The organism is Marinilabiliales bacterium, assembly GCA_007695015.1.
Taxonomy (GTDB): Bacteria; Bacteroidota; Bacteroidia; order Bacteroidales; family PUMT01; genus PXAP01.
The window spans coordinates 1-24,217 of record REEN01000022.1 but is presented as its reverse complement, the minus strand read 5'-3'; the positions used below and the strand labels follow the sequence as shown (position 1 = coordinate 24,217).

Here is a 24,217-nt window from a genome sequence, read left to right as displayed (position 1 = left end):
CCAGGTTGGATATGGCCACAGGGTTAAAGAAAGTTGCACCGCTCCCCTGGTAGCTGGTGATGGGATTAAAGTACTCGCCGGTAGGGTTCCCGTTTTCGTCATACTCCCAAATGCTCATGTTAGGAGATTTTATATAGGCCATTTCCCTGATGTTCCTGCCGTCGACCCTCATGTTCCGTTCATACTGGTTGTTCGTGTAGTTGAACTGGACCGTGAAAACAAATCTTCGGGAGAGGAAATAGTCAAGGTTGACCCTGGTTGAGAACCGTTGTGCTGATGTATTTATAGTCGTTCCTCCTTCATTCATGTAACCGAATGAGGTGAAGTATCTGGTCCTTTCGCCTCCACCGCTCAGGCTGAAATAGTGGTCATGCGAAGCGGCGTTCTGGGTTACCGCCCCAAGCCAGTCGGTGTTGCGGGAGTAGTTGTAGAAATCCCTGAAATCCCTGTCGTATGCTATTTCGGACGGGATGGTAAATACCCCCCTGCTGTTGTGCCATTGTTCAAGCTGCAGCATGATATATTCATTTCCGTCGAGCATGGGTATCGGATCGGGCTGGATGTTCAGGCCACCCCTGTACTGGTAGTCAAACTGAACTTTACCCAGCCGCCCCTGGTGGGTCTCAATGATCAATACCCCGTCTGCGCCGCTGGAACCGTATATGGCCGTTGAGGCACCGTCCTTCAGTACCGATATGGACCTGATATCCTGGAGGGCTATATTGATAAGGTTACTTATATCTTCAACATCGGCCGATGCAAGGTCAAAGTCCGAAGCGACCCTGGACTGGGGGATACCGTCAATTACAATCAGCGGCCTGCTGTTTCCCATTGAACTCAGTCCGCGAATCACAATATGCGAACCGGCACCCGGGTCACCTGATGCGGCAATGATGTCAAGACCGGTTACCCTTCCCTGCAATGCGTCGGCAGGAGATACGAAACCTGCACCCTGCATCTCACGCATGTCAATCCTCACGGTTGATGAGGCGTCATCCCTGTCGGCAATATTTGTGAGCCGTGTATGGTCACTTGCCCGTGCCGTAATGGTCACCTCTTCGAACTCGACAGTGGTTGAGCGCAGCTCAATGACCATCGGTTCAGAAAAATTGGGGGTTATTTCCTGTATTTCATAACCTATCATGCTGATCCTTACCGTATTTTCAGGGTTTTGCATTTGCAGCACGAAATCTCCATTCACATTCGAAACAGCCCCGTTCACAACACGTTCATCTCTGTCGTACTCGATGATGTTGGCTCCGACAATGGTAGTTCTGTCGCTCATGTCATAGATTCTGCCCCTGACAATATTCTGCTGGGCGGAGGCCTGGATAAAACTGAATGCCGCCAGTATCAGGAAAAAGGATCTGTTAAATTTTTTCATCTGTAATAATTTGTTTTATAAATTATCTCGCATCCATATTTTCAAGGGAAAAAGCCTTGTCTATCTGGTGAATGACACCCTGGTTGACTGCATTTGGAATTGTTTGCTGTCCGGTACCTTCAATTATCGTGCGTCCTGTCATGATGTTGGTTGCATCTGATTCGTCTATTGTTGCAAAGATGTTGCCTTCATTGTCGGGGAATTCAATAACATCATAACGCGGATTGATATAGATTTGTGTGAAAATGGTGGTATAGGTGGTTGATCTCTCATCTATCCTCGCCGTTTCATAATATCCGGGCATTTTCCTGCCGTCGGTAAATATAACGTCGCCCTGCACAAAGTGCATCATCACAAAGTCCTTCAGCTGCCTGCTGTTGTCGGGCATGTTGCCGGCACCGGAATCAGCTATTGCCTCGGGGGTTGGTATGAAGATAGTGTAGAATTGATTATCGGAAATAAAGGTGTATCTGTTCTGTTGAGGCAGAGCCAGGCCGGCCCTTAACAGCAGGTTATGAAAATGCGGATACCTTGAGGAGATGGATGTATAGATATTCGCGGTTCCCCAGCTCATCCAGTTTTCTATGTCATACGTGATCCCGTTGTCTGCATTTGTGCTGATCTGTCTCGGGAAATTGGGCATTGCCCTGTATCCCCTGAAGCCCTCTGTTGTTGCTTGCGAACCCCTTACCTCACCTGTTTCGTTGTCAACCACGATATAATTGCCTGCAAGGTTGGGGATGAACTCCTTCCTTGCCAGTCCGGTCGGCAAAGCGGTGCCTATGTGATTTAAAAGCAGGGTTCTCAGGTCCCTGGTGGATACTCCAAAAGATTGTGCGTCACCTGTTCCCGGTGGCGGAACCTGCCAGGCGGCAAAACTCCTGGTTAGCGGGTCATACACGAGCGATGAATCCTGGCGCAAATTTGCATCAGATTCAACGAAAAATGCATACTCCTGGTTCCTCCTTTTCAGTGTAGGGAGAAGCCCCGCATTCTCGATAGCAGTCATTACTATTGAATAGCCCCTCTGAAGATAGACCGGACCTGTAACACTGCTGAAGGCACGGGGTACGAGCGCTTCGTCAACCCCGATAAAGGTTGCATTGCTGCCGAATTTCCTGTCAACCACAGCTCCTTCATCCATCATAATGATATCCCTCTCCCCGTTATAGAAGCCTTTGCTGAAATCGGACGGGTATATCGGGTTATGCGACATGTGGGTGTTTGCAACAATTCTCCTGATGTGTGCCGGGGCAGCTTCAATGCTTCCCCAGCGGTTGGGGCCAACGAAAAACTGATTTGTGAACTGGCTGAAGGCCTCATTGGTAGGCGCTACCAGTCCGTGATGATACCTGATCGCAACATCACTGGGCAACCCGAATGAACCCGGGGGAGCCTGTGTCCTTTCATTGGAAATGTTGATCGCGAGGTCGGGGTAAGAAAGGTTGAAAAGCGAATCCACCTGTAGTCCCAGATCCGCACCCGGCTGTCGCATCGTCTCCTGCTGATTGTATGTGAAGCCGGCAAACTGGTTGATGAAATCAAGGAACGCGGAATATTCATTGCCCTGGTTACCTGATTTCAGCATTTCGTATGCATTGTTGAGAGGCTCCACCACGCGGTCGATGGTATATACAAAGCCGTTTTCGGCGAACATCTCCTCACCAACAACCCTTCCGCCGGCAAAATAGATGTCGTCAGCAGACTCGAACGACCTGTCGAAATAGAATTCATAATCGCTGGTGCTGAGGTCGTAGATGTCGAAATACCCCTTGAAGAATATGGGGGCAAGTTTCCTGGAGCTGATCACCCTTCTGTGCCAGCTGGTTGATCCGGGGTCAATGATAGCGAACCTGTTGCCGGTCCTCCTGACCCCTACCACCATATCGTCTCTCCGCAGAAGGGTTTGCCGCTTGAACCCCCTGGGTTTGTCGTTGTTACGGTCAAGGGTGTCTATCCACCCGAAGACATCGAGAGACATGAGCTGGGCCCTGCTCCAGGGGTTCTGGATTATGTGGTATCTTACCAGCTCATCCAGCACAGGTTTTGGTACATCCTCGGGACTGCTGTACTCCGGATGACTTTGGAACCACTGCGCAAAGGCCTGGTCACTTGGAGCAAAGACCGTATAGGTGCCCGAGACATCAAGCAGGGTATCGTATCCGGTCAACTCGATACATCTTGCGAAGGTAGAAAGATCCTCGCTGGATTTTATCTGGGTGTACAATTTCCCGGCAAGCCAGTCGGGCCGGTCATATTTGTCAGTCCTGGGCAATAAGCCTTCTTCGCACCCGATCAGTCCGATGCAGAAGAGCACGGTGATAAATACTGTTTTTATTGTATTTGCCATTGGTTAAAACTTATTTAAGGTAAAATTTACCAGTTTTTAGGGTACAATATTAGAAAAAAAAACAATACAATATATTATGCATTATATAATTGCCAGCTAACACACATTATGCCAGGCCTGTATCCGGGAGACCCGGTGATATTTTGTTATAATTGTATGTTTTGTGTTACCTGTCCGGATTTGCCCGGTCCGTTCTTTATCCTGAAGTTGCCTCTTTTGCTCCTGCCCTACCGGAAGCTATTGCACCGTTATCCCTTAACTGGGCAGGGGTGACTCCAAACTGCTTTCTGAAACATTTAATGAAATAAGATATGTTGTTGAACCCTGAAAGGTAGCACACCTCTTTAACGGAGGTTCTTCTTTCAATAAGAAGCTCGTACGACCTTTGAAGCCTGACTATCTTGATGAACTCAACGGGCGAATAACCGGTTAATGCCTTTATTTTGCGGTAGAACTGTGTCGGACTGATGTTAAGGCTTTCCGACATTATCCTGACATTAAGTTCAGGATCAGAAATATTCTTTTTAAGGATGTCCATAAAATTCCTGAAGAATTCATCGTCTTTTGAAAGCCCCGATCCGGAGACCTCGACCATGAAGTTTTCACTGATGTATTTCTCCCTGATCAGCTCCCTGTTCCTGATCAGTCTTGATACCTGGGACCTTATAACTTCAAGGTCAAACGGTTTTGTAACATATTCATCGGCGCCCGCTTCGTACCCCGCTATGATCTGTTCCTGCATGTTTTTGGCAGTCAGCAGAATGACCGGAATGTGGCATGTCCTTGTATTGATTTTGATCTCCCTGCACAGATCGAATCCGTTTTTACCGGGCATTACAATATCGGAGATGATCAGATCGGGAATTAACTTATTTGCAAGGTGCCATCCCTCAGTTCCGCCGGAAGCTTCATAGCACTCATAGTATCTGGAGAGCGCTTTCTTCAGGAACATTCTCAGTTCATCATTATCCTCAACAATCAGTATCCGGAACGGGCCACCCTTATCAACCTGCCGGATCAGTTCATCTGAATCGATCTGTTCCGGGAGTTGCCCGGGCCGGCAACCGTTGATACCTTTACCCAGGTGCCCGGCATTGCTCTCTTCATTGCATGGGCAGGGCAATACCACATGAAATGCCGTGCCTATTCCGGGAACCGTCTCAACCTTGATGTTTCCGCCATGAAGTTCCACCAGTGCCCTGGCAAAGGATAGCCCGATACCCGTCCCCTCAGTATTGCTGTTTATCTTGTAGAACCTGTCAAATATTCTGTCAAGATATTTTTTATCTATTGGGTTCCCTTCGTTAAGTATTGTGATTTTAACATTCCCTGGTTTGCCACTCTCTGAACCACTGGGACCATTTACTTCCAGACTTATATAGATGTTGCGGTTATCAGGGGTGTTCTTAAAGGCATTGGACAGGATATTGTATAAGGTTTCTTCAATTTTCTGCCGGTCAATTCCAATAATGAGAGAGTCATATGGGCTGTTAAGGTTAATTCTTATCCCCCTGATGGTTTCAAAACTGTTGAAGTTCAATGCGACTTCCCTGATGAGACTTACAATATCGGTATCCTGAACGGTCAGGGTTAATTTACCTGAAGATGCTTTTTTGTGGTCCAGCATCTGGTTGATCAGGTTATCCAGGTAATTTGCGTTGCGCCGGACAAGATACAGTTGTTTTTTCCATTGAGGGGCCAGGTCAGTGCAGTTACTTAAAAGGTCATCAACCGGCGCTATCACAAGGCTGAGGGGTGTCTTGATACCGTGTGCTATATTGGTGAGGAAGATCATTTTACTCTCGGCGTTCTCGATGGTCAGTTTGTCAATCCTCTTTTCGTACAGCATCCTCTGGCGGCTGAATATTACGAAAATGATGCCCCCTGAAAGAAGAACGCCAAGAACAAGAATTGCCAGAACCGTATACCACATAAGGTACCAGGGCTTAAGCACCTCGATGTCAAGCAGCCTCTCTTTTCCCGATGATATATTGTTGGAGTTGACAGCCGTTACACGCAACGAGTAATTCCCCGGGGGCAGGTTGGAGTAATAGATGGCCCTGTAGTAAGCCGGGATGACCCTCCATTCATTATCATAGCCCTCCAGTTTGTATCTTATCTTGTTCCTTTGCGGGTCCTGAAAGTGAATTGCAGCCACACCAATATTGAATGTTCTGTGCCTTGAAGGCAGAGTTATCTTTTCGGTTTTGTTTATGTGCCTGTCAAGCATCTGCCTTCCGAGCACGGTTTCGCCTATCGCTGCCGTTATATTGTCGAATGCAAGCTCTGTAAATACCAGTCTGGGCTCAATCTCATTCGGTATGATATGCTGGGGATAAAACCTTGTGAAACCCCCTTCTCCGCCGAAATACAATTCCCCGTCGCCGGCCCTGAAAAATGAACTGGCAATGAACCTGTCACTTTGCAGCCCGTCGTTCCTGGTATAATAATTGAATGCCAGTTCACCGGTGTGCTGGTTGCAGGTAACAATACCACTTGTTGTACTGATCCACAGCTTCCCCATTTCGTCGGGCATTATTGCCGTGACGAAGTTGCCGGGGAGTCCGTCTTCTGACGTAAGGTGGCTGAAACTGTCAGTGCCGGGATAATATATGTTTATGCCGCCCCCATGAGTGGCAAACCAAATATTTCCGTCAAAATTTTCGTATATGAAGTTAATTTCGTTATTATTCAGGAAGTCATCGCTTTTGGTTTCAGCCACGAATCTTTTAAATGCAAGGCGCGGTTTGCGTTTCCCTGAAAGATCTACTTCTGTATACGTACTTTTCAGCAGGTTAATGCCGTTGGATGTGCCTGCCCAGAATCTGCCACGGCTGTCTATAAGCATGAAAGTGACATTGTTGTCGGAAAGGGTCTCATTATCTGACGGGTCCGATGCGTACCTGAAAAATCTTTCCGGGATGTTACCCCGCTGGTCAGGTATTAGAACAAGTCCGTTACCGCTTACTGCACACCATATATTATTATTGTCATCTGCAAGTACTCTTTTAACCGGCAGGTTCAGGATGGTATCCTGGCTGAACCGTTCAAGCATCCATCCGGACGGTTTTCTGCTGAGCTTTAGAAGTCCGGCATCTGAACCGACAAGGAAAAGTGATTCGGAGATCTTTTCAATGTCCCATACACTGTGTGCAAACTCTACCGGCCCTCCGTCTGACGCCATGGGTACTGCCCGGAACTCCCAGGAATATTGATTGCCGGGGTTCCTGTATGCATAGTTAAGTCCACCGTTACGTAAACCGATAAAGATCTCTTTTTCGGTACCTGAGATAGCTGTTACATTACCTTGCCTGAGAGAGCTGTTGTCGAAAGGATCATGCCTGTAAGCGCGGAAATTCTTGCGGTACAGGTTAAGTATGCTTATTCCCGATTCACTGTGGCCAATCCATAGGTTACCCGAAAAATCTTCATAAAGGGAACTTATCAGATCATATGGCTGGTTTCCCCGGAGATAGGGGTTGTGACTTAAACTTCCCTTCCTGCCGGTATGAAGGTCAAAATAGTGCAGATCAGGCGACCGGTCGGTTATGTAGATGGTGTTGTTGCTTGCGTACCTGATCTCCCTGATATTTTTACCCTGGAGAATGGGCAGGGGTGTCAGTTCGTTTTCAGCAAAGGAATATGAAAAGAGTCCGTCTGCAGTTCCTATGTAGATGCTGTTATGTGGTTCTCCGTATTCGATGCAGTTGATTATACTGTTTTCAATTTCAGTCACGGGAATTAATTTCAGATTCCCGCCACCATTCCCATCTGAAAGGGCTGACCTGAATATTGACGCTGTGCCGGTCGTATTGCAGTTGGAGGTTATATACAGGGTTCTGTTGAATGAATATATCTGATCGATATTACCTTCATACGGTTCATTGTTGATATAGATACCGGTTCTTTCTGGAATAAAGCCTTTTTCATCCTTGTTTTTGAACGGGATAAGGTAAAATCCGTCCTGCCTGTGGATCAGGATATTGTCGCCCGACTGGGCGAGGCCGGATATCATAGTCCCGTTTCCCGGTTGATCACCAAAGTCTATTGTAATGAAGGAATCTGACGATTGAATATACCGTGAAAGATTGCTCCCGGCCACTACCCAAAGGTCATTTTCTGAGTCAACAAAGAGCGCGGTAATGGTTTTTCCGGGGAGGCTGTAAGGGTTGCCAAGAACGGGACGGAAAGACCTGAAATTGTAACCGTCATAGCTTACAAGTCCGGTCTGCGTGGCGAACCACATAATGCCGTAATGGTCCTGCACAATAGAGTTGATCCTGCCATCATCCAGTCCGTCTTCAGTAGCCAGATACCTGAATTCGGGCCGGGATGCAGAAAAACCGGTAAGAAGGATAAATAAGATAACCGGTACTATGTACGTTCCCAGTCTGTGAGTGCTTCGTGACATGCTTTTTTTACCCGTCTTTGTTTGAAAAAAACCATGCGGGTGTCATCTTATGAGATTATAAAGGCAAACATAGATTATTTCAGCAAAATAGCCAAAACGGTATTTTACAAGAATCAAACGCAGGAAAGTGAAAAAAAGTTGCAGTCCCGGCAGAAATATTTTAAAGGTCTGATAAAATAATCCCGGGAGATAAGGTATCAGACAAAAAAAAGGCCTGCAAGAAGCAGGCCATTTTTTTAGAAATCCTTAACTGCTACTACCTCAGGATAAGCTTGTGGCGGCCGGTTATCTCATTATTGTTTGAAACAACTACGAAGTAGATACCACCCGGCTGGTTCTCGAGTGACAATACTTCGGTGCTGTTCCTGGCAACAACATTGAGTACGGGAACACCTACGATGTTATATACCTGTATCCTTGAGCCCGGCTCAATACCATCCATATAAACGATGCCTGTGCTGGGGTTCGGGTACAACGTGACAGCCTCAGTAAGCATATCGTCAACTGACAATACTACAATGCTGAGGGTGTACTCAGTAACGTTGAGCCCGTTTGCTGCAGTTACCCTGAATACGTCTTCATTATAGACAAGCTCGGATTCTGTTTTTTCAACTCTTTCGGAATCCATCACTTCGATTGTTGAGCCCGGTGCAATTTCGATAAGCGCAAGAACTTCAGCAACTGTAGGCCTCTCGTCAACCTCCATGTAGATAGTCCTGTTGAGCTGATCGACGATGTATATATCAGACACTATGTAGGCAAGGTAGTCATCGCTCAGACCGAGCAGTGTAAGGAAGTACATGTTTGTCACCTCCTCGTTCTGTGAGGTCACAAAGACACGGTCATCCCTGTAGATGGTACCTATGTTACGCTCGTGACCCATCTTGTCAACCACCTGCATGGTAGCCCCGATTGAGGGTGTCAGGTTGTTGAGAAGGGCAGGCACTGCCGTGTTGGTTGGCACAAGGTCAATTGTGAAGATAACCTGGTCAACATCATATACTTCTGAATAGACAAACGCGTCGCTCGGATCCGAATCGGGCATCAGCTGGTAGAGTATTTTGGTCTCACCGTCTTCAGCCACAACATCGAAGAAGATCCTGTCTGTTACCTTAACATCCACATAGACTGAGTCAAAGTTCAGACGTTTGAAAGGTACGTATGCATCGTTCTCATCAACGATGGTCAGCGTTGCGCCGTCAGGCACAACTACTCCTTCGCGGACGGTTTTGAGCAGGGTGCCCATTTCAAAGCCGCTTATAATGGCTGTCGCTCCATCAATCTCGATATCGTAAACCTCGGAAGTAAGCTCGGCATCTGAACGAAGTCCATCGGCTGTAACTATCAGGTTATAGATGGTGATGTTGGTTGAATCGGCCGACATTACATGAAGGGCATCGCCGTCGGCAAACACATCGTCGGAAGCAAGCGTATCGCCACCGGCAACGACCGAGAGTGTCTGATCCGGATCGGCCTTTGTAAGCCTGTCTAGGAACTCCGACACTGTAGTGCCTGTGGTTATACCCCTGATCCACTCATCGTCCTGGAAACCGGGACTTACAACATATGAAATTGAAGTTACGGTTGACTTGTAGAAAGTTGCCGGAATGAATGAGTGCTGACCAAAGTCGAGCGCAATATTCATTATATCCAGGGGCCATGGTGCATTCTCTCTGATCCAGTAAGCCCTGTCATACATTAACCACTCTGATTCCTCGGGTGTATCGCCGAATGAACCACCAGGCAGGGGCTGACCGAATTCAATCTCAGGCTTTCTCACGAAGCTGTTTATCATATCGGCCGTAACACCAATCGGCGCATAATCAGTCGCATCGCCTGTTCCGAACATATCGATCACCTCGAAGTCCGCCGGGTCAGTTGCCGGCTTAGTTCCGAGCTTGACAGAGTCATTCAGGATCTTGAACAGGTAGAAGTCCGCGCCCATCCACTGTCTTGCGGCACTTTCTCCCCAGGCGTTGGTTTCCGGGTTAATTGGCTTTTCTCCCCATGGGTTCTCAGGCACCCTCTCTCCGCCAATTTCCTTGAAACCGAAATCGATATTCAGTACCTTGGGTACCCACCATTCCACTCCGTGCCAGGCCAAAGCATCGTTTGCATGCCACCATGCATGTGTCTCTCCAATGGTAAACACATCACCCGGAAGGACAATGGGGTTGATATTCGGGTCGGGTTCTGCAAGCAGGGGCACAACTTCCCAGTCGGCCACCTCCGCCGTCCACTTATAACCGGGTATGTACTTCTGGTAGCGGTTATGGAAAGGAAGTTCCCATTCAATTGCAGTAGCCGGGCCCTCGGAATACCTGTTCACAAGCATGTAGTCGCTCAGATCGAGAGGCTGGTTCCCGACGTTTGCAATTTCAACATATCCGTTGGTCCATGCCTCCCAGAATATGAATTCGGAGATGATCGGCTCTGCCTCGTAGGGCTGGACATGCTCGGGAAGCGGCTCCTTCTCAAGCAGGACTCTGTAAGTCCTCACGGTGGTGTCGCTTTCGGCAGTGACTTTAAAAGTGACAGTCCTGTTCTCACGCGGGCCTGCATAGCTGACTGCCCTTGTAACCTCCACCCTGGCATTGCTGTTCTGGGGCTTGGCCACAAGCGCCGGGAACCCGTCAACATAGCCAGGCACCAAAAGGTTATAAGAATAAACTGTCGGTGAGAAGCCGGGTATGGTGTCACCCACCCAGCCAAACATGCCGCGGTCTTCCTCAGGTATGTCGGGCCAGGTGATTGACCCAAGAAATGCGTTGTCAGAGGGCCTGTAATCCTCCATCTTGATGAAGTAGTCCTTCACATCGCCGTTCTCGGCCGTTACCCTAAGGATATCGCCGTGCTTAAGGTCAACCCTTTCGGTGTCGTCAACCCATACTATCTCCCATTCGGCAGCAGGCGCTTTCTCGAGATAGGTGAACAGGGTGTCAACCCTTGTGGCGAAGGCGATACCGGGTATGTTGTACTGGTGCTTGATGGTATCCATCTCATGGCCATGGGTTGCCCTGAAACGTGCATTATCAATATATGCCGAACCGCTGCCGAACCAGCCGGTAGCGAAATTGGGCGACTTCTTGGGGATGACAATGTTGGCATCCTCACCAGGCTCACGGACCTCTATGTGGAATTCCTTGATCTGCATTTCGTCTCCCAGCATGATCAGTCTCAGAGTATCGCCGGTACGTGCAGAGAGGTATGCCGAGTCGGCATGATTGGGCACATAGCGGTAGTACCAGGCCAGGCCGGGGACCTTCTCAAACTGGAAAACCAGCGAGTCATCCCTCTGTACACCCCAGTCCACCGTAATTACACCGTTGTCGAAGTCCATATCAGCAGTTTCACTTACAAAAGCATCCTCATCAAACACAAAGGACCCGTGGTTGCCGATGTGCCACATTGAATGGTGCCTCGATCCTTTGTTCGGGATAGGCATCCATTCCGAATCTTCAAGGTCAACCCCCCTGCCGATATTGAAATTGAGGTTGCCTGTTGTGACGGTCGCCTTGCGGATAAGCTTGTGCGAGTTGGTTGCACCGGCAATACCGGCAACAGAATACGACCTGTCGAAGTTTGTCCCGTTCTCCTGGTCAAATACACCGCCCACCTGGTCGATAACGACAGAATCCTTCTCGCCGTCGCCATTTATGAAGTGATGCCTCAGGTACCAGCAGTCACGGCCGTTCCATACCTCCAATACGCGGTACTTGGGATCTACGCTGTCCTTTACAGGCGGAGTTGAAGGTGGTTCGGGGTAGTGCATCTGGTAATCGGAGATGTCGTAATAATCTATCCTTGTGGCGCGCCAGCGGTACTCGAATGGGTCTATTTTTTCCATTCCCAGGCGCCAGCTTGATACACTCGCAATTACCCATGATTCGCCCGGAGCAAGTTCCGTGTCAGGCAGCATCATGCGTTCGTTTTCCGGAACATTGAACCAGTCCTCGATAGGAGGAAGGGGTTCGCCCGACTCATAGCCAACACGTCCTGTCCATGGAGTAACCTTTCCGAGCTCAAAATCGGCAAGGTTGACGGTCTGATCACCCACATTGGTGATCTCAATAATGGACATGGGTTGCGCATTCATTCTTGCCTCCGTAATGATCAGCTGCCGGTAGGCTTCCTGAGCACTTAGCAGGCCGCAGGCCATGAATAGTGAGAAAAGTAAAAGTTTTAATTTCATAATTTTTGGATTTTGGTTAGAATTTAGGTGTATTTTCCGCCATAAATGTATCTAATTATTTCTTTAACACAAAATGTTAATAACATTTAAAAAATATTACTAATCGTTAATAAATAACACAAATCTTACAGGCAGCCACGATTTAATATTGCTTAATGCCGCTAAGTAGTTGTCAGCTAATTATAAAAGGCTGGCTGCCGCACTGGCTGAAATGTTTGGGCATATCGCCCGGTAAGGACAATTATTTTACCAGTTGTGATATCTTTTTAAACGTTTCGGTGCCCGAATACCGCGTCAATTCGAAAAGTATGCTCTCATAAGTCGTTATTCTTGCCCCTTCCTGCCTCATCCTCCCGATTGCCGTAACCTTGTCGCCGGGGTTTCTCGACGATACGCAATCTTCGACCACGACCGGGTTGTAACTGCAGGCAATAAGATCGAGGCAGGTCTGCAGTACACAAACATGGCTCTCTATGCCGCAGATTATGATATTTTTCTTCCCGGTGCGTGCAACCTCATCAATGAAAGCCGGCTCATCACAGCAGCTGAATGCGGTTTTTTCAATATGGCTGAAACCGGCAAATTTGCCGGCCACCGACCGGTCTGTGGGCCCGAGTCCCCTGGTGTACTGCTGTGTCACTATCATGGGCACCGACAGTATCTGCAGTCCCCCGATCAGCCTGAGGCAGTTCTCCAGTAAATTATTATGATCATGAATGTGGGGCAGCAGCCGTTCCTGGATGTCAATCACTACCCCGGCCGTATCTTCCTGTAGTATCCTCATGCAATAAAAGATATTTTGGTTATTCTGTAAAGGTATAATATTTATATATGCCTCCGGTATTTACGGCTGCAGATTGTTTTATCGGGAATTCCTCATATTTTAGCATTGTATTATCTGCTGAACCCAACTAAATGGATTACGGCTGGCTCTCCGTCATTCCTCCGCTACTGGCGATTCTCCTCGCGATAATCACGCGCCAGGTGTTTGTTTCCCTTTTCCTGGGCATCCTGGCCGGGTGGATAATCCTGTCGGGGTGGAGCTTTTTCGGGGGACTGGCGGCAAGCATACAGTCGCTTGTAGATGTTTTCCAGGATCCGGGCAACACCAGGGTGATCATTTTCTGTGCACTGATCGGTGCGCTCATAACCCTAACCCAGCGAAGCGGAGGGGTCCAGGGGTTCGTCGACTGGCTGCAGAGGAAGAATATGGCCCAGACCCCGAGAGGGGCGGCCGGACTTGCAGGAGTAACCGGCTTCCTAATATTCATTGAATCAAGCATATGCTGCCTTATTGCCGGTTCGGTGTCGCGCCCCCTCTTTGAACGGCTGCATATATCGCGCGAAAAGCTGGCCTATATACTCGATTCGACCTCGGCTCCCAAGTGTGTGCTGATACCCCTTAACGCCTGGGGTGCATTCGTGATCGGGCTGCTGGAGACCGAAGGACTGAGCGATACGGTCCAGGTATTTGTAAGGAGCATCCCCTTTAACTTTTATGCCATCCTGGTCATTATGATGGCAGCTTTTATTATTATCACTTTCGTGGATTTCGGCCCGATGAAAAAGGCTGAGCACAGGGCGCGGACTACCGGGAAGACCATTGCCGACAATGCCGTGCCCATGGTATCGGATGATGTGACCTCGGTAACGCCCAGGGAGGGTATCCCCTTCAGGGCATACAACATGCTGCTGCCGGTTGCCGTAATGCTGGTGATGATGCCTGCGGGATTGTACATTACCGGCGGGGGCGACATAATGAGCGGGACCGGCTCAACGGCCGTGCTGTGGTCGGTGCTTGCCGCGATCACGGTGGCGGGGGTCATGCCGGTGGTGCAGCGTATCCTCACCTTCAGGGAGGTGTTTGATCTTTCCCTGAAGGGGATAGGGGGCATGATGCCGCTTGCCATAGTTATGATGCTGGCCTTTTCGATAGGCGACACCAGCAGGGAACTCGGAACCGGGATATTTGTCGCCTCGCTGGCAGATGATTTCCTTCACCCGCAGTATATAGCGGCCGTGATATTCCTTGCCTCTGCGTTTATTGCTTTCTCCACGGGAACAAGCTGGGGCGTCTTTGCCATAATGATTCCGATCGCGGTCCCCACAGCGCTTGTAATGGATGTGAACGTGCCCCTTTGCGTGGCAGCGGTACTCGGCGGGGGAGTGTTCGGCGACCATGTATCGCCCATATCAGACACCACCCTGGTTTCTTCTATGGCGGCGGCGAGTGACCATATTGACCATGTCCGCACCCAGCTCCCTTATGCCATGGTGGCCGCAGCCGGCGCGTTCATTCTTTACCTGGTAGCCGGCATTCTTCTCCACTAGAATTTCTCAGCTGCAATTACAGGCTAACGCCTGGCTGAAATTCCTGTCCTGCTCCTGAACGGGAGTACTGCATCGCTCCTGCCTGAAGATTCTGTTTTGCTTCTGCCCGGGAATCCTGCATCGCTCCTGCCTGAAGATTTTGTTTTGCTACTGCCCGGGAATCCTGCATCGCTCCTGCCTCCAATCTCTGCGATTCACTCAGGTATCCCGGGTGTTTCCTGTCCCGCAACCTTCCGCGGAAGCTTAAGCCGCTACTCAGTCGAGGAACGGGAAGTAATGAAACATGTTATCTGTGGTAAGCCTGGTGCCGTATTCGGTATCCTGGAAACATTCGGCATGGCTGATCCTGGTTCCCCTGGCCCTGCCGTAAATTTCAACCAGCTTGTCACGCCAGGGGTCGGCGCTGAAAACGGGCCTGTGTTTTTCATACAGCCACACCTTCCTCTCCTCTGCGGTTTCGGGAACCTGGCCGAGTAAGCCACGGTTAAAGGGGCGCCATTCATAGTAAAGGGTTTTGTGCTCATTGAGCATCTGCATCTTGGTGTCGATAACATCGTCAATGTCAACGCACACATCGGGGCTGAACGATGTGGGCTGTGTAAAGGGATCGCTCAGGAACAGGAATACCGGGTTCCTTTCGAGATGGGGGATATTGGAAACAATGGTGGGAACCGTAACCATGTAGGCGGCATCCAAAACCAGTTGTCCGGTATACCGCAGGTCGGGATGGTAGTTCCAGGTCCTGTGCGTGATCACGATATCAGCCCGGTGTTCCCTGATCAGCCTTATTATCTTGTGGCGGTTCTCGAGGGTAGGCATCAGTTCAGCATCATTGATATCCATCACGACATAGCCTGCACCGATAACGGCGGCGGAACGCCTTGCCTCCTCCCTCCTTATGCGTTCAAGCTCATCGGCCGGGTGTTCAAAGTGGCCTGCGTTTCCGTTGGTTACCGACACAAAGGTCACATTGTGGCCGTATTCGATCCATTTTGCTGCCGTGCCGCCCATCCTGTATTCTGCATCGGCCGGGTGGGCACATATAACAAGTATGTTGAGGCTGTTGCCCGGTTTATCGCCAGCCGCGGCACTGCAAAACAGTGTAAGGGCAAGTCCGGACAGAAGTGTGGCAAAAAATCTGATCCAGTTCATTTTTTCAAAAGGTTTATGGGTTTGCCTGCTCAAGTTAACAATTTTCCTGGTATTATAACGTAACCGACAGGGACAGGTCAATGGCCGGTTTTGTAGAAGCCCTCATGAGCGATCCCGGACTTGACACAGAAATTTTCAACAGGTACACCATGTCGGTGAGCATGGTAAGGGAATAGCCGCCTTTGGCCTGCGCTATTCGTACTTTAGTGTATTTGCCGGGTTCTTGAGCGAGGTGGTGTACACGTGCCACGATACGGTGGCCAGTGCAATTACCTGCGCTATTATCCCGGCCAGCAGGAACTCGGGTATGCCGAGGTCTATCCTGTAGGCAAAATTCTCCAGCCACCTGTTCATGAAGAACCATGCTGCGGGCCATGCCACCAGGTTGGCCACAAGCACCTTTTTGGTAAGCCCGCCTGAAAGCAGTATCCCGACCCCAAGGCTTGTGGCGCCGTGAACCTTCCTTATCGCGATCTCCTTTATCCTGCTTGCGGTGGTGTATGATGCAAGAGCAAACAGTCCGAGACATGAAATAAGTATTGACACCAGCGAGAACCAGGTGAAAAGTTCGCCGAAACGTTTTTCTGAAATATAAGCCTGGTCTATCCTGCCGGCCACATCATTATATTCGAAAGGATAATCGGGCGCCACCTCTTCCCAGGCGCTCCTGACTGCCTCTATCCCGCTGCCCGGATCATCAGGGCTGAGTCTGACATATGAAAAGCCCCTTGCTCCCGAAGGGCTCAGGACCATGGTTACCGGACTTATTTCAGACCTCAGCGAGGCGCTGTGAAAATTATTCACTACACCAACAATCTCGTAGTTGTTCGGGGTTTCGGAAAGAATATCGTCAGTTTCAAACTCATCGATCACCTTTTCGTTTACCAGCATGAGATTGGCTCTCCTGCGAACCATTGCTTCGGAAAAATCCTCTCCCTGCAATATCGTGAGCCCGAATACCCCGGCAAAGTCCTCGTCAATCTGCATAAAGGGCCAGGTGAAATTATTCTCGCCATGATATACGCTCCACACATTGCTGGCCTGGTAGGGACGCTGGTTGATACGTGTGATGCCCTGTACCGCAGGGCTGGCCAGGCTGGTTTGCTTGAACACCTCAAACCCTTCGTTTACCTGGTCATTGAGGTTCAGCTCTATGATATTTTCAGTTTCGAAGCCGGGATCCCACGAGTTGATGAACCGGAGTTGTCTGTTTACCACCAGTGTGCCCACGATCAGGAATATGCTTATGCTGAACTGGAAAACGGTCAGGAATGACCGCAACGCTGCCCCTCCCTTTCCTGTTGTCAGCTCTTTTCTCAGTACGCTCAGGGGCGAGATGCGGCTCAGGAAGAAGGCAGGGAATATCCCCGAAAGGGAACCAAGTAAAAGAGGTATAGCTATTATCAGTATAAAGAGGTTACGCAGGTTATATTCAATTCCCAGCCTGGTATCGACAAATTCGGTATACCAGGGCATGAGCAATTCTGCCAGCGCTAATGCTATAAGTATTGAGATGAAAATGGTGACCACACCTTCGGCGCAGATCTGCGAAATAAGACCTGAACGCCCCGCACCAAGGATCTTTTTGAGGCCTGTCTCTTTTGACCTGCGGGCTGACTGTGCAGTGGAAAGGTTTACAAAGTTTATTGCCGCTATTATGAGCACAAAGCCTGCTATTATCAAGAATATAAATGTGTTCCTCTTGTCGCCCATACGGTGCAGTGTTCCGCTTATGTCTGCAAAGTAGATATCCCTGAGCGGCCTGAGCTCAACACTTACGTTTTCTCTGGCAAATGTAACATCGGTACCCTCGTATATTACCGGAACCTCATCAATGATCTTTTCCTTAACGACTTCCCTGGAGTCAGGATTCAGCCTGAAGTAGGTTTCGTACATCCAGGTTGTTCGGGAATCGAGAAAATATGGATCTCCGTATTCAAGTGGAAGGTAATCGATCGGGATTATCATGTCAAAGTTCATGGTCGAGGTCGGTGGCAGCGGCTCAAATATGCCTTCGACCATAAGGTTATGCCTGTTTTCATATGAAACAAGCTCGCCCAGGGCCTGTCCGCTTCCGAAAAGCTGCAGCGCAAGGTCTTCCGAAATGAGGATGGATGTTGGTGTGCGGAGCAGGGATGCCACAGACTGTTCGGTGATCTTTATATCGAACATGTCTATAAACGAGCTGTCGGCTGTGACTCCCCGGGCAGCTACCCTGGTGGACCGGCCGTCGGGAGTCCGGTAGAACAGGGAGCCGCTTTTCGTGGCAGCCCTGGAATAGCTCTCAATTTCGGGTATGCGTGAAGCAAGCCGCTCAGCCTCAAAACCGTTTGTTATACCGTGAAATCCCCTCTCCAGCCTGAATATTTCACCGGCATGGGAGATGTGAGTGTTGTAGGTGTACTGGGAGTTAACAAAAAGCATGATCAGCAGGAATACCGTAAGTCCGCCAGCCAGCCCGACTATATTTATTATTGTACTTTTCAGGTCGGAGCGCAGCGCCCTCAGTGCCGACCTGAATATCTGAAGAATGTTCATTGGCAGTTTTTTTTATTGGGTTCAAAAAGCATTACATCAAAAAGACATTATTTTAGGAAGGTGTGCTGCATAAGGTTTATATTTATCCCTTAATTTTGCAAACAAGATACTAAATTAAAATGGAAGGAAAACTATGGGAAAATATGTTGTATTACTCTTTTCGCTTTTTTTCATTGCCGCCTGCGGCAGCAATGACAGAACCACTGCAGATATGAGTCCGGTTGACGAGAGGACAGTATCTGACGTTATCAGCCGTCTTGAAGCTGATCACGGCACGGAACATGCCGAAAGGATAAGGCGTGGAGTGGAGCAGGTTGCCTCTTTGTGGCGCGACACTGACGGCGATGTTGCCGCATTTGAAGAGTTTTGCGCTGAGAACTTCATTTCCGATGCCGGTGAGCTGGACCTGGTATTCGACCGTCTGGCCAGGAATTTTGAGCATCTCTACGGGTATCTCAACAGGATATCGCTCGAGCTTAACCGTCCGGTGCACGAGGATATAGGTCCCCTTCACGCCGTGGACAGGATGTTCAGCGCATTCAGTCCGGGCGCCCATGTTACTGACGACCTGTTCTGCAACAGGATAGCTTTTTACATAACACTCAATTTCCCCTACTATTCGCTCGGGGAGAAGAACAACCTTGGCGGCGACTGGAACGATCGGCAGTGGGGCTATGCCCGGCTGGGGGACTATTTCAACTCAAGGGTGCCCCCGGCATTATTTCAACAGTACAGCCAGATCTCGAGCCGGGCAGGGATGTACATTTCTGAGTACAACATTATAGCCGGAAGACTGCTGAACAATGAAGGAGAGACCCTCTTCCCGGAAGGGATGAGGTTGCTGGCTCACTGGAACATAAGGGATGAGATCAAATCCAATTACGGCCAGCCTCGCGGACAGGAGAAACAGGAGATGCTTTACAATGTTATGCTCCGCATCATTAACCAGGACATCCCTGAAGTGGTGATCAACAATGATGCTGTTCAGTGGAACCCATTTACCAATGTAGTTCTGGAGAACGGCGAACCAGTCGATGCCGAACCCGAAGGCTCGGCAAGGTATGCTCACCTGAACGGTATCTTCAATGCGCTGAAGGATATGGACCCTTATTACCCTGAAGCCGATACATATGTAAAGCGCAGCTTTGACCTGGGCATGGAAATCTCACAGCAGGAGGTGGAAGGACTGTTCAGGGAATACGTGTCGTCGCCTCTCGTTGCAAGGGTTGGCGAGCTTATCAGCGAAAGGCTGGGCAGGCCGCTTCGTCCTTACGACATATGGTATGACGGCTTCAAGGCGCGCAGCTCGATCAGCGAGGAAGATCTTGACAGGATAACCAAAGCAAGGTATCCTGATGCAGAGGCCATGAACAGGGACCTCCCCAGGATGCTCGTACACCTTGGGTTTGACAGGGAGACGGCAGATTATATAGGTGACAGGATCGAGGTGGATGCCGCCAGGGGTTCGGGCCATGCATGGAGGGCCTCGATGCGCGGCAAGCCCTCTCACCTGAGGACCCGCATAGGGAGTGACGGCATGGATTACAAGGGGTACAACATAGCGGTACATGAGTTCGGCCACAATGTTGAACAGACCATCAGCGTTTACATGGTCGACAACTACTTTGTGAACGGCATCCCCAACACCGCCTTTACCGAGGCTCTTGCCTTCATGTTCCAGGCGCGGGATCTAGAACTTCTGGGACTGGAAGAGGATGACCCGATGAAAGAGCATTTTGATATTCTTGATTTCTTCTGGAATAACTTCGAGATGATGGGAGTATCGCTGGTTGACATGAACGTATGGAAATGGATGTATGACAATCCGTCGGCTACACCCGAAGAGCTTAAAGATGCAGTTATCAGTATTGCCAACGAGGTATGGAACGAGTATTTCGCTCCTGTTTTCGGCGAGACTGATATCCCGCTGCTGGCTATCTACTCGCACATGATACAGAGTCCCCTCTACCTTTCAAACTACCCCTACGGAAGACTCATAATGTTCCAGCTTGAGGAGTACATTGAAGGCAGGGATTTTGCCGACGAGGTGCTGAGGATATTCTCCCTCGGCAACCTGACTCCCAGGCACTGGATGGACAGGGCGGTAGGGGGGCAGATAAGCAACCAGCCGATGTTCAATGCGGTGGAAAATGCATTGCAGGCAACGGGAAGATAGCCGGTGTTACTTTGGGCCGGTTTTTACACCATTTTAAGGCAACGGCATTTTTGTCGTTTTGAGGCGCCGACTGCCGATGGTAGCCGGATAAACTATATCCCGGGCTCCTGTATGGAACCCGGGATAGTCTTTGTAGCATCGATTCGAAACAGGCATCATGGCGCGCAGGGAAACTCTCCCCGGTTTGCGGGTAAGCCTGCTGGTTATGGGTTATTTCAGGTTCTGACCCTGAACCAGTATAGTCAGGTCACGGGGGTTCAGGCTGCCTGCATCGATGCAGCCTTCCACTGTCCGCCTTTCTCCCGGCAGCAATGAGATATAGTTGTCGTTCCAGAATACCGGCAGTACCGGGTCATGGCCATCTTTTTCAACCAGCATTGCTTCGATAAAGAAAGCGATCAGGTCTGACTGATTGTTATAGTCGACGCTGAAACGGATGCGGCCCCCATTCTCGGTTATCGTTAATGAATAATCGATGTCGGTTTGCGGCATGCTGTTTATTGCCGTAAGGTCGGCATGCTCCTTGTTTGGTGTCCAGTACCAGGTGGTCCTTTCAAAATCGGGAACGTCAGCCTTCGTTGACAGCCAGTAAAAATTGTTCACTATCTCCTCACCATTGCTGCCATTTAATCTCAGATCAAGGAAATATGTGGTGGTGAGGCCTTCGATCCGGGGCATCTCAATTACCATTTGGGCGTTGTTGGCAGGTATGCTGAATGACTTTTCTTCACTGAACAACAGGTTTGAGTTGATATCGTAGACTTTTACTTCCAGGGTCAGATCATTGCCGGGGGTGAGGTGATCATTGTTGACATATATATTGCCGTCACCATAATTATATATGGGCAGCAGAGGCGCTGCAGCCTTTTTTGTGCCGTAAAAGGCCCCGTTGGGCATCAGGAAATAGTCGAAAAGCTGCCAGTAGAATGTTGGCCAGGCCGAATTGTACATCCACTGCACGACGCCGGTGCTGTGAAACTTGTTGACGGCGAAGGCCTCAAACATCGGCCTTATTGCTTCATAACTGCTAATCTGGTTCTTGAACAGGAAGTTCTCAAGATTGTCAGATTCACCATAACGTGCATGAAACGCTCCCAGGAAGCGGTCAAGGTTCTCGAAATTGTTCCTGCCGCTGTAATAGAGCCATGTATTATTAATGGGCCAAAGCTTATCGTCGGGCAGCATTCTTTTCAAGCTTGGAAGAGGCGGGATCTGAGGGCCCGGGCCAACCTCGGTATTAAAACCGAAGGCTCCGCCGTACCGTTCGTCAATATACCAGTATACCGGAGGTACCCAGTCATACGGACCTTCCATCTTGACCCCGGTCGGGCCGCTGATCGTGCTGGCACGCGGGTCACTGTCGCCCATCAGCATGGCTCCGCCGCAATAGCTCAGGATGGGTCTTGTGGTGTCTGCCCAGGCCATGATCTCGTTCAGCATGATCTCGAGACTTGGGCGGGGCAGCTTATCACTGCCGTAGGTCCAAATGGCAACGCTGGGATGGTGCCTGTGCCAGAGAACCTGGTCGCGGTAGTTGGCGGCGTGCAGCCTTTTTTCTTCCTCACCCCTGATGGTAACATATTGATCATGGGGTATACCGATGTAACTATCCCACTCCCAGTGCGCTGACCAGCCCAGCATAAGCAGCAGTCCGTATTCATCTGCCTTGTTCATAATAGTCCGGTTCCTTCCCCAGAAGCTTTCCAGCCTGATCGAGTTAAGGTTCATATGCTTTGCGTATTTCATCTGGGCGTCAACTCTTTCGTCAGGGTCGCCCAGCAGGATGTCATCCACCCATCCGCCGCTTTTTATCAACACCTTTCTGCCATTCACCTTGAAACCCCTGAACCCTGATTCATTCCAGAAATCCTCTATCTCCCTGATGCCAAAGCGGAAACTGTCATGGTCGCTCCGGGTATTGTCAACAAGAACATCCAGCTTAATGTCGTGAAGTGGCTGGCCGCCCATGTTGTTTGGCCACCAGAGTTCAGGGTTGCTTATATTCAGCTCGGTGTAATTTCCGGGCCTGAAAAAGACCTCCCTCTTTTCATTTGGCTCAAGCACAACATCCTGGCTTAGGGTTACATCGTCAAAGCGTGCCGTAACCGTTGCAGCCTGCTCCCTGTCTGTATGATTTGTAAGAATTGTGGAAACTGTCAGCTCGGCATAATCAAGAGTTTCCTTGTTGACCTTTGACACCACATTGGAGTGCCGCATTGAGACCGGCCCCGTGTGGCTGAGGTAAACCTCCCTCCATATACCCATCAGGCGGTCAGCCGGCGTCGGGTTCCAGTCCACGAACCCCTTGTGGACATCCTTCCCGAAAACAGGTGGTATGATCTCAACGGCAAGAATGTTCTCCCCGGGCCTTACAACGTTGCTGATATCAAAGTTCCAAACCCCGTATGAACCCTGTACCGAGTCGGCCCTTGCTACCTGTATGCCGTTAACCCATATATTGGCCCTGAAATTGATGCCATCGAAGGTGACCTGGTAATGATCCCATTCAGCCGTGTTTTCAACCTCGAACACCTTGCGGTACCACCAGGGCACCTCGTAAGGAGCCCTGTCCATATTTTCGAGAACATAGGGTTCGAACAGATCGGGGAAGAACCCATTCTGTCTCAGTCCGTGCATCACGGTGGCGGGCACCTCAACCGGATATCCGAAATACCTGTCGAACCCGGCCGAGGCAATCTCTTCAGCCGTGGCATTTACAGAATCTGACGAAAACATTTGCCACCCTTTGGCAAAATAATGTTTGTGTTCCATTTCACCGGGAGTTGGTTTGCAGGAGATGACAAGCGCCCCACAGCCAAGCGCTGCTGCTAAAAGTACCAGTTTAAGCTTCATAGTTGAAAGTTCAGGAGGTTAAAAATATATAATCAACTATTCAAATATATGGAAAACAACTGAATAGACATGCAAGCTTTTTATTATTTTTTATAAAGTCGGGTTAACCCGGAAGATGAATCATCTTTCAAAACTGAGTTGACTTGCTTGAAATCCTCATCAGCCTTCGGCAGACAAAATAACATGAATTCCACATTCTCCTGCAATTGACTCCGAACAGTTCGCTGAACCTTTGCCGGGTTAAATTGTTTTTATATATTATAGGGCCGGAATCGGCCAGTGGTCTTATTGAAAACTATAAATCATTTGTTATGGGAAACAGGATTTTTAAAACTTCTACAGGATCCATGCACTTTGCGTTACTGCTCATTCGTGCAGGTTTTGGGGTGATGTTCATGATCCACGGATGGCCGAAGATTGCCGGAGGTGTTGATACGTGGACGTGGCTTGGCGGCAACATGAGCGTTATAGGTATTAGTTTTGCACCGGCATTCTGGGGCTTCATGGCTGCCATGGCTGAATTCGCGGGTGGTCTTTTGCTTGTTCTCGGAGTGCTTACCAGGCCGGTTGCCGCGATGCTGCTGTTCACGATGCTGATCGCAACCTTTATGCATATCGGCGCCGGAGATCCTATAAATTCAGTTCTTCACCCGCTCAAGGGTCTCGTTGTCTTTGCAGGACTCCTTTTCAGCGGAGCAGGCAAATACTCGGTCGACAATATGCTGGCACGCTGACCCGCCTTTTATTCGTTATGTGCAATGTGCATATTGGGCATATAACCTGCAGGGAGAAGGCCATCTGCGAAACACCGCTGTTTTGCTTTCTGGTGA

General features: G+C 49.5%; 11 protein-coding genes. 3 read left to right on the top strand and 8 right to left on the bottom strand.

What is annotated here, in order from left to right:
- The 5 genes from EA408_01120 to EA408_01100 form a co-directional block, all read right to left on the bottom strand.
- Nucleotides 1-1,384 (bottom strand): SusC/RagA family TonB-linked outer membrane protein (locus tag EA408_01120; GenBank protein TVR75089.1); only part of this gene is annotated, 1,384 nt, incomplete at its 3' end.
- Nucleotides 1,385-1,406: 22 nt separating this feature from the next.
- A complete protein-coding gene (locus EA408_01115) occupies nucleotides 1,407-3,734 on the bottom strand; it encodes a hypothetical protein (GenBank protein TVR75088.1) in 2,328 nt (775 codons plus the stop codon).
- Nucleotides 3,735-3,930: 196 nt separating this feature from the next.
- On the bottom strand, nucleotides 3,931-8,145 hold the full coding sequence (locus tag EA408_01110) for a hybrid sensor histidine kinase/response regulator (protein ID TVR75087.1): 4,215 nt from the start codon (nucleotides 8,143-8,145) through the stop codon (nucleotides 3,931-3,933).
- 256 nt (nucleotides 8,146-8,401) lie between these two features.
- Complete coding sequence (locus EA408_01105; protein ID TVR75086.1) at nucleotides 8,402-12,337, bottom strand: T9SS C-terminal target domain-containing protein; 3,936 nt, start codon at nucleotides 12,335-12,337, stop codon at nucleotides 8,402-8,404.
- A 241-nt stretch (nucleotides 12,338-12,578) separates the two neighbouring features.
- Complete coding sequence (locus EA408_01100) at nucleotides 12,579-13,121, bottom strand: hydrolase (GenBank protein TVR75085.1); 543 nt, start codon at nucleotides 13,119-13,121, stop codon at nucleotides 12,579-12,581.
- A gap of 131 nt (nucleotides 13,122-13,252) precedes the next feature.
- Here EA408_01100 and EA408_01095 point away from each other — a divergent pair, with 131 nt between their 5' ends.
- Nucleotides 13,253-14,668: a Na+/H+ antiporter NhaC family protein gene (locus EA408_01095; GenBank protein TVR75084.1), complete on the top strand. Its 1,416-nt coding sequence runs from the start codon at nucleotides 13,253-13,255 to the stop codon at nucleotides 14,666-14,668.
- A 255-nt stretch (nucleotides 14,669-14,923) separates the two neighbouring features.
- Here the strand turns inward: EA408_01095 and EA408_01090 are convergent, their stop codons facing one another.
- Entirely contained in the window at nucleotides 14,924-15,820 is an 897-nt protein-coding gene (locus EA408_01090; GenBank protein ID TVR75091.1) for a PIG-L family deacetylase, read from the bottom strand.
- Between the two features lie 192 nt (nucleotides 15,821-16,012).
- The gene (locus tag EA408_01085; protein ID TVR75083.1) at nucleotides 16,013-18,358 is read right to left on the bottom strand and encodes an ABC transporter permease; all 2,346 of its coding nucleotides are present in this window, start codon (nucleotides 18,356-18,358) and stop codon (nucleotides 16,013-16,015) included.
- Nucleotides 18,359-18,491: 133 nt separating this feature from the next.
- On the opposite strand from EA408_01085, the gene EA408_01080 reads away from it, so the two are divergent.
- Nucleotides 18,492-20,534: a hypothetical protein gene (locus tag EA408_01080; protein TVR75082.1), complete on the top strand. Its 2,043-nt coding sequence runs from the start codon at nucleotides 18,492-18,494 to the stop codon at nucleotides 20,532-20,534.
- A 210-nt stretch (nucleotides 20,535-20,744) separates the two neighbouring features.
- Here the strand turns inward: EA408_01080 and EA408_01075 are convergent, their stop codons facing one another.
- Nucleotides 20,745-23,387, bottom strand: a complete 2,643-nt coding sequence (locus EA408_01075; GenBank protein TVR75081.1) for a glycoside hydrolase family 2 — start codon at nucleotides 23,385-23,387, stop codon at nucleotides 20,745-20,747.
- A 347-nt stretch (nucleotides 23,388-23,734) separates the two neighbouring features.
- On the opposite strand from EA408_01075, the gene EA408_01070 reads away from it, so the two are divergent.
- On the top strand, nucleotides 23,735-24,121 hold the full coding sequence (locus EA408_01070) for a DoxX family protein (GenBank protein ID TVR75090.1): 387 nt from the start codon (nucleotides 23,735-23,737) through the stop codon (nucleotides 24,119-24,121).
- The last annotated feature ends 96 nt before the right edge of the window (nucleotides 24,122-24,217 follow it).

Bases quoted from the DNA above. Each gene is read 5' to 3' on its own strand.
- EA408_01095 (TVR75084.1), top strand. From the start codon at position 13,253: ATGGATTACGGCTGGCTCTCCGTCATTCCTCCGCTACTGGCGATTCTC.
- EA408_01110 (TVR75087.1), bottom strand. From the start codon at position 8,145: ATGTCACGAAGCACTCACAGACTGGGAACGTACATAGTACCGGTTATC.
- EA408_01075 (TVR75081.1), bottom strand. From the start codon at position 23,387: ATGAAGCTTAAACTGGTACTTTTAGCAGCAGCGCTTGGCTGTGGGGCG.
- EA408_01105 (TVR75086.1), bottom strand. From the start codon at position 12,337: ATGAAATTAAAACTTTTACTTTTCTCACTATTCATGGCCTGCGGCCTG.
- EA408_01070 (TVR75090.1), top strand. From the start codon at position 23,735: ATGCACTTTGCGTTACTGCTCATTCGTGCAGGTTTTGGGGTGATGTTC.
- EA408_01085 (TVR75083.1), bottom strand. From the start codon at position 18,358: ATGAACATTCTTCAGATATTCAGGTCGGCACTGAGGGCGCTGCGCTCC.
- EA408_01090 (TVR75091.1), bottom strand. From the start codon at position 15,820: ATGAACTGGATCAGATTTTTTGCCACACTTCTGTCCGGACTTGCCCTT.
- EA408_01080 (TVR75082.1), top strand. From the start codon at position 18,492: ATGGGAAAATATGTTGTATTACTCTTTTCGCTTTTTTTCATTGCCGCC.
- EA408_01115 (TVR75088.1), bottom strand. From the start codon at position 3,734: ATGGCAAATACAATAAAAACAGTATTTATCACCGTGCTCTTCTGCATC.
- EA408_01100 (TVR75085.1), bottom strand. From the start codon at position 13,121: ATGAGGATACTACAGGAAGATACGGCCGGGGTAGTGATTGACATCCAG.